The following is a 13,811-nucleotide window of genomic DNA, read 5'->3' on the forward strand; positions in this document are numbered from 1 at the left end:
TACCAAGCCATACCGATCGCAGAAGGAGGAAGACGATCATGGACGACCGCATCCGCATCACCGACACCGCCGAGGGCCAGGACCGGGTCCTCACCGAGGACGCCATGGCGTTCCTGCTCGAGCTGCACGACCGCTTCGAGCCCACCCGCCAGCAGCTGCTGCAGATCCGCCGCAAGCGCCGCGCGGCCTTCGCCGACGGCGACTCCCCGCGCTTCCTCGAGTCGACCCGGCGCATCCGTGAGGACGGCAGCTGGCGAGTCGCGCCGCCCGCCCCGGGCCTCGAGGACCGCCGCGTCGAGATCACCGGCCCGATCGAGCGCAAGATGACCATCAACGCGCTCAACTCGGGCGCCAAGGTGTGGCTCGCCGACTGCGAGGACGCGTCGAGCCCGCTGTGGCGCAACGTCATCGCGAGCCAGGTCAACCTGCAGGACGCGATCCGCGAGCGGATCGAGTTCACGAGCCCCGAGGGCAAGGAGTACCGGGTCACGGCGACCGAGACGCCCACGATCGTGGTGCGGCCGCGCGGCTGGCACCTCGACGAGCACCGCATCCTCGTGGACGGCACCCCGATCTCGGGCGCGCTCGTGGACTTCGGCCTGCACCTGTTCCACAACGCCGAGGAGCTCATCGCCCGCGGACGGGGACCGTACTTCTACCTGCCGAAGCTCGAGAGCCACGCCGAGGCGCGGCTCTGGAACGAGCTGTTCGTCGTGGCGCAGCACCTGCTCGTCATCCCGCAGGGCACGATCCGCGCGACGGTGCTCATCGAGACGATCACGGCGGCGTTCGAGATGGAGGAGATCCTGTTCGAGCTGCGCGAGCACTCGGCGGGGCTCAACGCCGGCCGCTGGGACTACCTGTTCTCGATGATCAAGGCGTTCCGCCTGCGCGGCCCGGAGTTCGTGCTGCCCGACCGCTCGCAGCTGACGATGACGGCGCCGTTCATGCGCGCCTACACCGAGCAGCTCGTGCGCGCGTGCCACCGGCGTGGCGCGCACGCGATCGGCGGGATGGCGGCCTTCGTGCCGAGCGCCAAGGACGCGGAGGCGACCGAGCGGGCGCTCGCCGCGGTCGCGAGCGACAAGGCACGCGAGGCGAGCGACGGATTCGACGGCTCCTGGGTGGCCCACCCCGGCCTCGTGTCGACGTGCCGGGCGGCGTTCGATGCGGTGCTGGGCGAGCGCCCGAACCAGCTCGACCGCCTCCGCGAGGACGTGCCGGTCGACGGCGCGGCGCTGCTCGACCTGTCGACGACGCCGGGTGAGATCACGGAGCAGGGCCTGCGCTCGAACATCGAGATCGGCATCCGCTACATGGAGGCGTGGCTGCGAGGCCACGGCGCCGTCGCGATCCACTCGCTCATGGAGGACGCGGCGACCGCCGAGATCTCGCGCTCGCAGGTGTGGCAGTGGATCCACAACGAGTCGGTCACCTCCGACGGCCGCACGATCACCCGCGACCGCTGCGAAGCCATCGTCGACGAGCTGCGGGCCGGCTTCGACGCGACTCCTGGCAACCGCTACCGCGAGGCGATCGCCCTGTTCCGCGAGATCGCGCTCGAGGAGACGTACCCGGCATTCCTCACGCTCGCGGGAACCGAGCGCTACCTCGGCGACGGCGTCGAGCGGCCCACGACGGGGCCGATCCCGGTCCAGGAGGCCGAACCCGCCGAACCCGCCGAGCTGGACGAGGAGCTCGAGCGCGTCGCCGCCTGACCGAGCGCGAAGAGGCGGGGCCCCGGTCGGGGTCCCGCCTCTTCGGCTGTGTGGGCGTGATCAGGCGTGCTGGTCGCGCGCCGCTCGCAGCGTTGCGAGCAGCTTGGCGCGCAGCTCCTCGGGAGCGCGATCGCGGCATGCCCCCTGCAGCGCGGCCGTGAGCATCTCGCCCACGTGGTGCTCGGCGGAGCACTCCTCGCACGTGGCGAGGTGCGCGCGCACGTCGGCGGCGTCCTCCGCGCACAGCTCGTTGTGGAGGAACTCCTCGAGCGCGGCTCGCGCCTCGGTGCAGTCCTTCTTCGCCTCGAGAGTCTCGCTCACGGCTTCTTCTCCTTCACGGTGGTGTCCTGCAGGCCGATGCCCTGTTCCCGGGCGTAGTCGGCCAGCAGGCCTCGCAGCAGCTTCCGGCCGCGGTGCAGCCGGCTCATCACGGTGCCGACGGGCGACTCCATGACCTCAGCGGTCTCGGCGTAGCTGAGGCCCTCGACGTCGACCCAGTAGACCGCCATGCGGAAGTCCTCCGGGACCTCCTGCAGCGCGTCCTTCACGATGCCGGACGGCATCCGGTGGATCGCCTCGGCCTCGGCGCTGCGGGACGACGAGGCGGTGAACGACTCGGCGTCGCCGACCTGCCAGTCCTCGAGGTCGTCGAGCGGCGCCTCGAACGGTCGGCGCTGCTGCTTGCGATAGGTGTTGATGTAGGTGTTGGTCTGGATGCGGTACAGCCACGCCCGCAGGTTCGTGCCCTGCTTGTACGAGCCGTAGGCCGCGTAGGCCTTGAGCAGGGTCTCCTGCACGAGGTCGGCGGCGTCGGCGGGATTCCGCGTCATGCGCATGGCGGCGCCGTAGAGCTGGTCGGCATACTGCATGGCCTGCTCGACGAAGTCGTCGCGCTTCGCAGCGTCGGTCTGGTCGCTTGTCATCGCGGGTGAGTCTAGTGTCGCGGGCGCAGGTGCCACTGTGGCGATCGTCACAGGCACCTCCTCGGCTTCGCATTGTGACCGATAGATTGCAACCGATGCCCGCACAAGATCATTCCCGCCCCTGGACCGCGCCGACGGCGACGACGCGACTCGATGCGCGCGTGCAGCTGCCGGGATCGAAGAGCCTCACGAACCGGGCGCTCCTGCTCGCCGCCCTCGCGGACGGCCCGAGCACGCTGCACCGCCCGCTCCGCAGCCGTGACGCGGCGATCATGACCGCGGGGCTCCGCGCCCTCGGCGCCGACATCCGCGAGGCGCCCGGAGACGGCCTGTTCGGCCCCGACCTCGTGATCACGCCCGGGCCGGTCGTGGGCGGCGCCGAGATCGACTGCGGGCTCGCCGGCACCGCCATGCGCTTCCTGCCGATCATGGCGGCGCTCGGCGACGGCCCTGTCGCCTTCGACGGCGACCCGCACGCGCGCGAGCGACCCATGGACCAGACGATCGCGGCGCTGCGCGACCTCGGCGTGGAGGTGGACGCCGACGAGCCGCGCCTGCCGTTCACCGTCCACGGCACCCGTCGTCCGGATGGCACCGGCGGGGTGCGCGGCGGCGAGCTGACGATCGACGCGAGCGCCTCGAGCCAGTTCGTCTCCGCCCTGCTGCTCGCCGCAGCTCGCTTCGAGGAGGGCCTGACGCTGCATCACCGGGGCGAGCGGCTCCCGTCCCTCCCCCACATCGAGATGACGCTCGAGGCGCTGCGGCAGCGGGGCGTCGACGCCCGGTCCATCGGCGAGGCCTCGTGGCGCGTCGAGCCCGGCCCGATCGCGCCGCTCGACGAGCAGATCGAGCCCGACCTCTCGAACGCCGCGCCCTTCCTCGCCGCGGTGGTCGCCGTCGGCGGCCGCGTCGTGCTCGACGGCTGGCCGGCCGAGACGACCCAGGTCGGTCGGCTGCTGCCCGAGCTCCTCGCGCCGTTCGGCGCGACGTCGCGGGTGTCGGACGGCTCCCTCACCGTTGAGGCGGTCGGCGGTTCGATCCCCGGCGCGACCCTCGACCTGCACGCGGCGGGCGAGCTCGCCCCCACGATCGTCGCGCTCGGCGCGCTCGCGGCGGCTCCCGTGGAGGTGACGGGGATCGGCCACATCCGCGGCCACGAGACCGACCGCATCCGCGCGCTCGTCGACGACATCACCGCGCTCGGCGGCACCGCCATCGCGCTGCCCGACGGCATCCGCGTCGAGCCGTCGCCGCTCGCGGGAGGTCCGTGGCGCGCGTTCGACGACCACCGGATCGCCACCGCCGGCGCCGTCATCGGGCTCCGCGTGCCGGGCGTCGAGGTCGACGACATCGGTGCGACGGCGAAGACGATCCCCGAGTTCCCGGAGCTGTGGGCGGCGATGCTCGCATGAGCTGGCTCGGCGACTACGAGGAGCCGTACGAGGAGTACGACGAGTCGAGCGTGCGCGAGCGGCCCAACCCGAAGGCGAACCGGCCCCGCTCGAAGCAGCGGCCGGAGCACGAGGGCGCCATCACCGGCATCGTCACGGCCGTCGACCGCGGCCGCTACACGCTCGCCGTGCGCCTCGGCGAGGGCGACGAGGCGATCGTCACCGCCGCCCGCGCCCGCGAGCTGCGCAAGCAGGCGATCGTGGCGGGCGACCGGGTCGACGTCGTCGGGGATGCGACGGGCGAGACGGGCACGCTCGCTCGCATCGTGCGGATCCAGCCCCGCACGACCGTGCTGCGCCGCTCGGCCGACGACACCGACGTCGTCGAGCGCGTCATCGTCGCGAACGCCGACCTCATGCTCATGGTCGTCGCCGCTGCCGATCCCGAGCCGCGGCCGCGGCTCGTGGACCGCTACCTCGTCGCCGCGCTCGACGCCGGCATCACGCCGATCATGGTGCTCACGAAGACCGACGTCGCCGACCCCGAGCCGTTCCTCGCGCTGTTCGAGGGGCTCGACATCGAGGTGTGGCGCTCGTCGATCGATGACCCGCCGGTCGAGGCGCTGCGCGCGCGGCTCGACGGGCACACGACCGTCGCCGTCGGGCACTCGGGCGTCGGCAAGTCGACGCTCGTCAACGCGCTCGTGCCGAGCGCGATGCGTGCCGTCGGGCACGTGAACGCCGTCACCGGCCGCGGCCGCCACACCTCGTCGTCGACGGTGTCGTTCAAGCTCGGCGACGGCTGGATCATCGACACCCCCGGCGTGCGCTCGTTCGGCCTCGGCCATGTCTCGACCGCGAACGTGCTGCGCGGCTTCCCCGACCTCGCCGCGGTCGCCGAGGACTGCCCGCGAGGGTGCGGCCACCTCGCCGACGAGGACTACTGCGAGCTGTCGATCGCCGCCGCGGACGGCCGGCTGGCGCCGCGCCGGGTCGAGTCGATGCAGCGGCTGCTCGGCACGCTCGTCGCCATCAGGGAGCAGCGCCACCAGGAGTGACCGAGATCGGCCCCTGCCTCGCCCGCGAGCGTGGCCGTACGCTGGAGCCGTGACCCGGTACGACGACGACCTCGACCTGGCGCTCCGGATGGCGGATGCCGCGGACGCCATCGCCATGGAGCGCTTCCGCGCGCAGGACCTGGTGGTGACGACGAAGGCCGACGCCACGCACGTGACGGACGCCGACCGTGCGGTCGAGCAGCGCATCCGCGACATCCTCGAGGCCGAGCGGCCGGAGGACGCGATCTTCGGCGAGGAGTTCGGCTCGACCGGCACGGGCGAGCGGCAGTGGATCGTCGACCCGATCGACGGCACCGCGCACTACCTGCGCGGCGCACCCATCTGGGCGACGCTCATCGCGCTCGTCGTCGACCACCACCCCGTCGTCGGCGTGGTGTCGGCGCCCGCGCTCGGCGGCCGCTGGTGGGCGGCGCAGGGCCAGGGCGCGTGGACCGATGTGGCGAAGCCGCGGCAGATCCGCGTCTCGAAGGTCGAGGACCTCGCCGACTCGGTGCTGTCGTACAACGCGATCCAGGGCTGGGACGGCGCCGGCCGCATCGACGACCTCGTCGCGCTGCAGCGCGACGTGTGGCGAGCGCGCTCGTACGGCGACGCGTGGAGCTACATGCTGCTCGCCGAGGGCACGATCGACGCGGTCGCGGAGTTCGACCTGAAGCCCTACGACATGGCGGCGCTCGTGCCCGTCATCGAGGAGGCCGGCGGCACGTTCACGTCGATCGGCGGCGAGCTGGGCCCGTGGCACGGCTCGGCGCTCGCCTCGAACGGTCTGCTGCACCAGCAGCTGCTGTCGCGCCTCGCGCGCTGACCCACGCGGCGCGGGGACGCGCTCAGCCGACCGCGGCGGCCTCGAGCTCGGCGATGTCGATCTTGCGCATCCGCATGAGCACGCCAGAGACCGCTCCCGCGTGCGGGCCGCTCATGAGCTCGACGAAGCGGCGCGGTACGACTTGCCACGAGAGCCCGAAGCGGTCCTTGCACCAGCCGCACATCGACTCCTGCCCGCCGTCGGCGGTCAGCGCATCCCACACGCGGTCGACCTCCTCCTGCCCGTCGACGATGAGCACGATCGAGAACGCCTCGGTGAGCGGGAACTGCGGCCCGCCGTTGAGCAGCTGGTACGGCACGCCGGCGAGCGTGAAGTCGACCGTGAGCGCCGCGCCCGGGTCCGGTCCCGGGAAGGCGCTGTCGTCCGGGTAGCGCGACACCGGCCCCAGCTCGGAGCCCGGCACGAGCGAGACGTAGAACTCGGCGGCCTCCTCGATCCTGCCGTCGAACCAGATGCAGCTGCGCACGTCCATGGCGGCCATCATGCTCCCGGGATGAGCGCGGCGCTAGCGTGGATCCCATGCGCGACATCACCCCTGCCGAGGTCCACGACCGCCCCCTCGTCGACGTCCGCGAGGCGGACGAGTGGCAGGCAGGGCACGCGGAGGGCGCGATCCACATCCCCATGAGCGAGATCATGGCCAGGATCGGCGAGGTGCCCGACGGCGCAGCGGTCATCTGCCGCTCGGGCGCGCGCAGCGGGCGGGTCGTCGCCTTCCTCGAGCAGCGGGGCCGGGAAGCCGTCAACGTCGCGGGCGGCACCGTGCAGTGGGCCGCCGAGGGCCGCCCGATGGTGGGCTCGGTCGACTGACGGCGCTCGGGTGTAGAACCGAGGCATGACGACGCGCCACCACGAGGTCGAGACCAAGCTCGAGGCGCCCGCGGACGCCGCGGTGCCGCCGCTCGAGGCGATCGAGGGCATCGCGGCGGTCGACGCCCCGGCGGAGCACCGGCTCACCGCGACGTACTTCGACACGCCGTCAGGCGCGCTCGCCGCAGCCGGCATCTCGCTCCGGCGCCGCACGGGCGGCGACGACGCCGGCTGGCACCTGAAGCTGCCGGTCGACGGCGGCCGCGACGAGCTGCGGCTGCCGCCCGGTCGGGCGACCCGCGAGGTGCCGGAGCCGCTGCGCGACGCGGCACGGCTGTTCGTGCGCGACGAGCCGCTGCAGCCGATCGCCGAGATCCGCACGCACCGGACGGTGCACCGCCTCCGCGACGCCGACGAGCGGGTGCTCGTCGAGATCGCCGACGACGCGGTCGAGGCGCGGCCGCTGCCGTCGGGCGCCGCGCTGAGCTGGCGGGAGTGGGAGGTCGAGGTCGTCGACGGCGAGCGCGAGCACCTCGACGCCGTCGCGGCGGTGCTCGAGCAGGCGGGCGCGACGCCGGCCGCCGTCGGGTCGAAGGTCGCCCGGCTGCTCGGCCGCGACGGCGGCAGCCGGGCGGAGCGCGAGGCCGGCGATGGCTCCGCCGCGAGCGTGCTGCAGGCGGCGCTGCGCGAGCAGGTCGCGGAGCTGCGGACGCGCGACCCGCTCGTGCGCGCCGACGTCGAGGGCAGCGTGCATCGGATGCGTGTCGCCGCGAGGCGCCTGCGCAGCCTGCTGGCAGCCTTCCGGCCGCTGCTCGACGCCACGACCGCCGGGCCGCTGCGCGACGAGCTGCGCTGGATCGCGAGCCTGCTCGGCGACGCTCGCGACGCCGAGGTGCTGCGTGCCCGGCTCGCCGCGCTCGTCGCGGCGGAGCCTGTCGAGCTCGTGATGGGGCCCGTCGCGCAGCGGCTCGACGACGAGCTCAGCTCGCGCTACCGGTCGGCGCACGAGCGCGCCGTCGAGGCGATGCGCTCGGAGCGCTACCTACGCCTGATGGACGAGCTCGCGGGGTTCGCCGCCGACCCGCCGTGGACGGCCGCCGCCGTCGACCCGGGCGCGCTGCGCGCTCGCGTGCGGCGCGAGCTCCGGCGCCTGCGCCGGCGGGCGGCGGTCGCCCAGGCGGCGCCGGCCGGCGCGGCGCGGGACGCGCGCCTCCACGAGACGAGGAAGGCCGCGAAGCGCGCGCGGTACGCCGCCGAGGTGCTCGAGCCGATCGACGGGCGGGACGCGGTCCGCAGCGCCAAGGCGGCGAAGCGGGTGCAGTCGGTGCTCGGCGAGCAGCACGACACCGTGATCGCGCGGACGCTGCTGCGAAAGCTGGGCGTGCGGGCGCACCTGGCGGGCGAGAATGCGTTCGGCTACGGCCTGCTGCATGCGCGTGAGCAGGCGTCGGCGGAGACGCTCGAGCGGGATGCCGAGCGCGCGTGGGCGCGGGCGTCGCGCAAGCGCCTCCGCCGCTGGCTCCGCTGACGCGGCCGAGAGCCTCGGGTCAGCGGAGCCGAGCCGGCTGGATCAGCCGACGATGAGCTTCTTGTTCATGAACTCCTCCATGCCGTGCGGGCCGAGCTCCCGGCCGAAGCCGCTTCGCTTGGTGCCGCCGAAGGGCATGTCGTAGTCCTCGGAGCCGGCGCCGTTGATCGACACCATGCCGGCGTCGATGCGGTCGGCGACCGCGAGCGCGAGCTCGGGGTCGTTGCACCACACGCGCGCGCCGAGGCCGAACGGCGTGCCGTTGGCGAGGCGCACCGCGTCGTCGACATCCTTCGCGCGGTAGACCGTGCCGACGGGGCCGAAGAGCTCCTCCCGGAACGCCTCCATGTCGACGGTGACGTCGCCGAGCAGCGCCGGCGTCACGCGGGTGTCGCCCGCCTCGGTGACGGTGCCCGCGAGCACGCGCGCTCCCTCCGCGACCGCGGCGCTCGTCTGCTCCCGCAGCCGGTCGGCGGCGGCCTGAGACGACAGCGGGCCCACGAGCGCGTCCTCGTCGTCGGCGTCGCCGACGGGCAGCTCGGCGATCGCGGCGCCGAGCTTCTCCGAGAACGCGTCGTAGAGCTCGTCGATGACGATGAAGCGCTTCGACGCGTTGCAGGACTGGCCGGAGTTCTCCATCCGCGTCTCGACGGCGGCGTCCACGACCGCATCCAGGTCGTCGGCGGAGAGCACGACGAACGGGTCGGAGCCGCCGAGCTCGAGCACGACCTTCTTCAGGTGGCGGCCGGCGATCTCGGCGACCGCCGCGCCGGCGCGCTCTGAGCCGGTGAGCGAGACGCCGCGCACGCGCGGGTCGGGGATGACGATCTCGCCGATCTGCTGGTTCGTCGCGAAGATGTTCTCGTAGGCGCCCGCCGGCAGTCCAGCCTCCGCGAGGATCTCGGCGATGACGGTCGCCGACCACGGGCACTGCGGCGCGTGCTTGAGCAGCACGGTGTTGCCGAGCATGAGGTTCGGGAACGCGAAGCGCGCGACCTGGTAGTAGGGGAAGTTCCAGGGCATGATGCCGAGGATCACGCCCTGCGCCGACTTGCGGATGCGGGCGTCCACGCCCGAGCGGACCTCGAGCACCTCGTCGGCGAGGAACCGCTCCGCGTTGTCGGCGTAGTACTGGATGATCTCGGCCGAGAACTCCGCCTCGGCGACGCCCTGCCCGAGCGGCTTGCCCATCTCGGTGCGGATGATCTCGGCCAGCTCTCGCGAGCGCGACTGGAAGGCGTCGGCCGCCCTGCCCAGGATCGCCGCGCGCTCGGCGAGCGGCGTGTCCCTCCACGGCTCGTAGGCGGCGTGCGCGCGCTCGATCGCTGCGCGCACCTCCTCGTCGGTGGCCGTCGGGTACTCCTTGACGACCTGGCCGGTGTAGGGGTCGGTGACCCGGTAGTCGCTCACGCCATTGCCTCCTCGCACTGTCGATCAACCCCCAGCGTACTGGCGGGGACGGATGCGCGCGGTCGACGCGGGCGGCGTCAGGGCATCAGCTCTCACAACGTGCGACTCGCAGCCCGAATGGTGGAGATGGGGGGAATCGAACCCCCGTCCAACGCTCATATCGTGCGGATTCTCCGGGTGCAGCTCAGGGAAGGCGTTCTGCTCGGCTCCGACCTTTGTCCTGAGCACCTAGGTCGACGAGCCCAGTCACAGTTCAAGTCCCGCGATGCCCTGTGACGCAGCATCGCAGCAAGCCCTCAAGATGACGCCAGGGTCCGGAGCGAGGGCGTCTCCGGTCTGACGGACTTCAGGCTCGCTTAAGCAGCGAGGGCGAAGTCGGTGCGCTTTGCATTGGCACCTATTGGTTCCCAGGGAGCGTTCAAGAGATAACCCTGGATCCTCTACCCGCTTCCCGCAGCAACCGAGACGATGTCGAAACCGATCATCCCCGTGCTGGGTGCGAGTCGCACGCTGTGGAGTTGTCAATGCCGGATGCCTCCGGCGCGCTGGCGAGGCCAGCCCACCACGATACCGCGCCACTGGGCGGCTCGGCAAGGCGGTGCGGCGACGCCCGGGCCAGGGGCGGCGTCAGCCGAAGAGCATCTCCGCCTCGCGGTAGCGGTGGTCCGGCACGCGCTTGAGCTCGCCGAGCGCATCCGACATCGGCACGCGGACGATGTCGGTGCCGCGCAGCGACACCATGCTCCCCCACGCCTCCGCGATGATCGCGTCGATCGCGGCGAGGCCGAAGCGCGTGGCGAGGACGCGGTCGGCGCCGCTCGGCGCTCCGCCGCGCTGGATGTGCCCGAGCACGGTCGAGCGCGACTCGATGCCCGTGCGCTCCTCGATCATCGGCGCGAGGATCTCGCCGATGCCGCCGAGCCGCGGCCGGTTCGACGCGTCCAGGCCCTTGCGCGAGTACTCCTCGTCCATGCCGTCGAGCTTGAAGCCCTCCGACACCACGACGAGCGGCGCCCGACGCCGGTCGTAGACCGACTGCACGTACTCGCAGATCCACTCGATCGAGCGCGGCTGCTCGGGGATGAGCGTGACGTGCGCGCCGGTCGCGATGCCCGTGTGGAGCGCGATCCAGCCGACGTGCCGGCCCATCACCTCGAGCACCATGCAGCGCATGTGCGAGTCGCCGGTCGTGCGCAGCCGATCGCCCGCCTCCGTCGCGATCTGCACGGCCGTGTCGAACCCGAAGGTGTAGTCCGTCGCGTCGAGGTCGTTGTCGATCGTCTTCGGCACCCCGACCACCGGCAGCCCGTCGTCGGCGAGCCGGTTCGCGGCCGCGAGGGTGCCCTCGCCGCCGATGGCCATGACGGCGTCGATGCCGAGGCGCTCGAGCGTCTTGGCGATGCTCGCCGCGCCGCCGTTCGGGTGCTCGTACGGGTTCGTGCGGCTCGTGCCGAGGATCGTGCCGCCGATCCGCGACGTGCCTCGCACCGACGAGCGGTTCAGCACCCGCACATCGCCCTCTACGAGGCCGCGGTAGCCGTCGCGGATGCCGACGAACTCGAGGTCGTGGTGCACCATGCCGGTGAGCACCGCCGCTCGGATGACTGCGTTGAGGCCGGGGCAGTCGCCCCCGGACGTGAGGATGCCGACTCGCATTTCGCCTTCCGCCGGAGGGCCCTGGGTGAATCCTGCCGGCGCCCCCATTCAACCGGCGGGGCAGGCGAAAGTCGAACCGCGGCTACGCGGCCGTCACTCGTTGAGCCGGTTGCGCGTCCGCATGGCGCGCTCGGCCTCGCGCTTGTCCTGCCGCTCGCGCAGCGCGTGCCGCTTGTCGTACTCCTTCTTGCCCTTCGCGACGGCGAGCTCGACCTTGGCCCGCCCGTCCGAGAAGTAGAGCGAGAGGGGCACGAGCGTGTAGCCGCCCTGGGAGACCTTCGCCGCAAGCTTCTCGATCTCGTCCTTGTGCAGCAGCAGCTTGCGCTTGCGACGGGGCGGATGGTTCGTCCACGTCCCCTGGCCGTACTCGGCGATGTGCACGGCGTCGAGCCACGCCTCGCCGTACTCGATGAACGCGTAGCCGTCGACGAGCGACGCCCTGCCCGCGCGCAGCGACTTGACCTCGGTGCCGGTGAGCACGAGGCCCGCCTCGATCCGATCCTCGATCGTGTAATCGTGGCGCGCCTTGCGGTTCTGCGCCACGACCTTCTGGCCCTGTTCGCGAGGCATGGCTTGCTCCTGGGTCGTCGGTGCCCGGCCTTCGGGCAGCCGCTCAGTCTAGCGGCTTCAGATCTTGAGGTACCGACGGATGGCGACGGCCGCCGCGACGCCGGCGAACAGCACCCCGATGCCGATGAGCACGGGCGCCACGAGCAGCGCGTCGTCGAGGCCCACGATCGCGATCGTCTGCAGCATCGGAGCGACGTAGCCCTGGAGGAAGAAGTGCACGACCGCGACCACCGATCCGGCCGCCAGCACGGCGCCGACGAGCGCGGCCACCACCCCCTCGATGATGAACGGGGTCTGGATGAACCGGTTCGATGCACCCACCAGCCGCATGATCCCGAGCTCCCGCTTCCGCGAGAAGGCGGAGAGGCGGATGGTCGTGGAGATCAGCAGCACCGCCGCGACCAGCATCAACACCGCGACGCCGATCGCGGCGAGGCTCGCGGTGTTCAGCACCTGGAAGATCGGCTCGAGCAGCGCGCGTTGGTCGCGCACCTCGAGCACACCCGGCATGGCGCTCGTCGCCTCCCGGATCAGGTCGGCATCCTGCGGCGACGTCGGCCGCACCCACAGCGCCTCGTTCATGGTCTCGGGGCTCGCGAACTCGGCGCTCGCCGTGCCGCCGAACTGCTCGATGAAGTGCTCGTAGGCGAGCTGGCGGTCCTCGAACTGCACGTCGCTCACGTACGGCGCGATGGCGCCGCTCGAGAGCGTGTCGCGCACCGCTTCGACCTGCTCGGGGGTGGCTGCCGTCTGCGTGCAGGTCTCGGTGGAGTCGACCGGTCCGCAGAAGTAGATGCCGACCTGCGCGCGGTCGTACCAGAAGCCCTTCATCTGGTTGATCTGCGCCTGCAGCAGGATCGCCGCGCCGACGAACGACAGCGAGATGAACGTGACGAGCACGACCGAGACGACGACCGAGAGGTTGCGGCGCAGGCCGTTCCAGACCTCCTGCGCGATGAGCTGGAGCCTCACGCCATCTCCTCCTCGGCGTGCGCCGCGAGCTGCCTGCGGTAGCTGCCGTGCGCCTCGTCGCGCATGACCACGCCGGCCTCGAGCTCGACGACGCGCTTCTGCATCTCGTTGACGATGGATGCCTCGTGCGTGGCCATGACGACGGTCGTGCCGCCCTCGTTGATGCGCGCGAGCAGCGCCATGATGCCCGCGCTCGTCGACGGGTCGAGGTTGCCGGTGGGCTCGTCCGCGAGCAGGATCGGCGGCCGGTTGACGACGGCGCGCGCGATGGCGACGCGCTGCTGCTCACCGCCCGAGAGCTCGTGCGGGAGGCGGCTCGCCTTGCCGGCGAGCCCGACGGTCTTCAGCACGTCCGGGACGGCCTCCGAGATGAAGCCGCGGCTCTTGCCGATCACCTGCAGCGTGAACGCCACGTTCTCGTACACCGTCTTGTTGTTGAGCAGCCGGAAGTCCTGGAACACCACCCCGAGGTTGCGCCGGAAGAACGGCACCCGTCGGCTCGGCAGCGCCTTCAGCCGCTGCCCGAGCACGTGCACCTCCCCCTCCGTCGGGCTCTCCTCGCGCAGCACCATGCGGATGAGCGTGCTCTTGCCGGAGCCGGAAGCGCCGACGAGGAAGACGAACTCTCCCTTGAGGATCTCCAGGGAGACCCGGTCGAGGGCCGGGCGGGCCTTGCGGGAGTAGGTCTTCGTGACGTCGTCGAAGCGGATCATGGCCTGTCGAGCGTATGTCGGCCAGCTGCGCCGAGCCACCCGCCGCCCCGGCGGGTCACGATTCCGCTGCCTCCGACAGCACCGTCGGTGGCTGTAACAGTGTCATGGTCGAGTGAACGGAGAGTCGTTACAGATCTGTTACGGTTGCGTAGGCGAGCGCGCACGAGCGCTTCGCCGAGCAGCGCACGGGGTCACGACTGTGCACGCCGGTCGCT

General features: G+C 72.0%; 14 protein-coding genes and 1 other RNA gene. 6 read left to right on the forward strand and 9 right to left on the reverse strand.

The window, feature by feature from the left end; all coding sequences use genetic code 11:
- Positions 1-38 precede the first annotated feature (38 nt).
- The gene (aceB, locus tag ACLQ21_RS11065; protein ID WP_425663653.1) at positions 39-1,718 is read left to right on the forward strand and encodes a malate synthase A; all 1,680 of its coding nucleotides are present in this window, start codon (positions 39-41) and stop codon (positions 1,716-1,718) included.
- A 60-nt stretch (positions 1,719-1,778) separates the two neighbouring features.
- Here aceB and ACLQ21_RS11070 read toward each other — a convergent pair whose 3' ends face one another.
- A complete protein-coding gene (locus tag ACLQ21_RS11070) occupies positions 1,779-2,039 on the reverse strand; it encodes a zf-HC2 domain-containing protein (RefSeq protein ID WP_425663655.1) in 261 nt (86 codons plus the stop codon).
- Positions 2,036-2,641, reverse strand: coding sequence for a sigma-70 family RNA polymerase sigma factor (locus ACLQ21_RS11075; protein ID WP_425663656.1), 606 nt, complete (start codon positions 2,639-2,641; stop codon positions 2,036-2,038). The genes ACLQ21_RS11070 and ACLQ21_RS11075 overlap by 4 nt, the downstream gene beginning before the upstream one ends.
- A 95-nt stretch (positions 2,642-2,736) precedes the next feature.
- Between ACLQ21_RS11075 and aroA the strand changes: the two genes are divergently transcribed.
- The 3 genes from aroA (at position 2,737) to ACLQ21_RS11090 (ending at position 5,916) form a co-directional block, all read left to right on the forward strand.
- Positions 2,737-4,053 (forward strand): 3-phosphoshikimate 1-carboxyvinyltransferase, encoded by a 1,317-nt coding sequence (aroA, locus tag ACLQ21_RS11080; RefSeq protein WP_425663658.1) that lies wholly within the window; start codon positions 2,737-2,739, stop codon positions 4,051-4,053.
- Positions 4,050-5,090, forward strand: a complete 1,041-nt coding sequence (rsgA, locus tag ACLQ21_RS11085; protein WP_425663659.1) for a ribosome small subunit-dependent GTPase A — start codon at positions 4,050-4,052, stop codon at positions 5,088-5,090. Before aroA ends, rsgA begins: the two co-directional genes overlap by 4 nt.
- 88 nt (positions 5,091-5,178) lie before the next feature.
- Positions 5,179-5,916, forward strand: a complete 738-nt coding sequence (locus ACLQ21_RS11090; RefSeq protein WP_425663912.1) for an inositol monophosphatase family protein — start codon at positions 5,179-5,181, stop codon at positions 5,914-5,916.
- A 22-nt stretch (positions 5,917-5,938) separates the two neighbouring features.
- Here the strand turns inward: ACLQ21_RS11090 and ACLQ21_RS11095 are convergent, their stop codons facing one another.
- Entirely contained in the window at positions 5,939-6,409 is a 471-nt protein-coding gene (locus ACLQ21_RS11095; protein WP_425663661.1) for a VOC family protein, read from the reverse strand.
- Positions 6,410-6,456: 47 nt separating this feature from the next.
- On the opposite strand from ACLQ21_RS11095, the gene ACLQ21_RS11100 reads away from it, so the two are divergent.
- Positions 6,457-6,747, forward strand: a complete 291-nt coding sequence (locus tag ACLQ21_RS11100; RefSeq protein ID WP_425663663.1) for a rhodanese-like domain-containing protein — start codon at positions 6,457-6,459, stop codon at positions 6,745-6,747.
- Between the two features lie 25 nt (positions 6,748-6,772).
- Positions 6,773-8,275 (forward strand): CHAD domain-containing protein, encoded by a 1,503-nt coding sequence (locus ACLQ21_RS11105; protein ID WP_425663665.1) that lies wholly within the window; start codon positions 6,773-6,775, stop codon positions 8,273-8,275.
- A 42-nt stretch (positions 8,276-8,317) separates the two neighbouring features.
- On the opposite strand, the gene ACLQ21_RS11110 is transcribed toward ACLQ21_RS11105, so the two are convergent.
- The 6 genes from ACLQ21_RS11110 to ftsE form a co-directional block, all read right to left on the reverse strand.
- A complete protein-coding gene (locus ACLQ21_RS11110; protein ID WP_425663667.1) occupies positions 8,318-9,685 on the reverse strand; it encodes an NAD-dependent succinate-semialdehyde dehydrogenase in 1,368 nt (455 codons plus the stop codon).
- Positions 9,686-9,803: 118 nt separating this feature from the next.
- Positions 9,804-10,174: a transfer-messenger RNA gene (ssrA, locus tag ACLQ21_RS11115) on the reverse strand.
- Positions 10,175-10,312: 138 nt separating this feature from the next.
- Positions 10,313-11,341, reverse strand: a complete 1,029-nt coding sequence (locus ACLQ21_RS11120; RefSeq protein ID WP_425663668.1) for an ATP-dependent 6-phosphofructokinase — start codon at positions 11,339-11,341, stop codon at positions 10,313-10,315.
- A 93-nt stretch (positions 11,342-11,434) separates the two neighbouring features.
- Positions 11,435-11,911, reverse strand: coding sequence for an SsrA-binding protein SmpB (gene smpB, locus ACLQ21_RS11125; protein WP_425663670.1), 477 nt, complete (start codon positions 11,909-11,911; stop codon positions 11,435-11,437).
- A gap of 57 nt (positions 11,912-11,968) precedes the next feature.
- Entirely contained in the window at positions 11,969-12,883 is a 915-nt protein-coding gene (gene ftsX / locus ACLQ21_RS11130; protein WP_425663672.1) for a permease-like cell division protein FtsX, read from the reverse strand.
- Positions 12,880-13,596, reverse strand: a complete 717-nt coding sequence (gene ftsE / locus ACLQ21_RS11135; protein WP_425663673.1) for a cell division ATP-binding protein FtsE — start codon at positions 13,594-13,596, stop codon at positions 12,880-12,882. Before ftsE ends, ftsX begins: the two co-directional genes overlap by 4 nt.
- Positions 13,597-13,811: the final 215 nt, after the last annotated feature.

The organism is Agrococcus sp. DT81.2 (assembly GCF_049844935.1).
Lineage (GTDB): Bacteria > Actinomycetota > Actinomycetes > Actinomycetales > Microbacteriaceae > Agrococcus.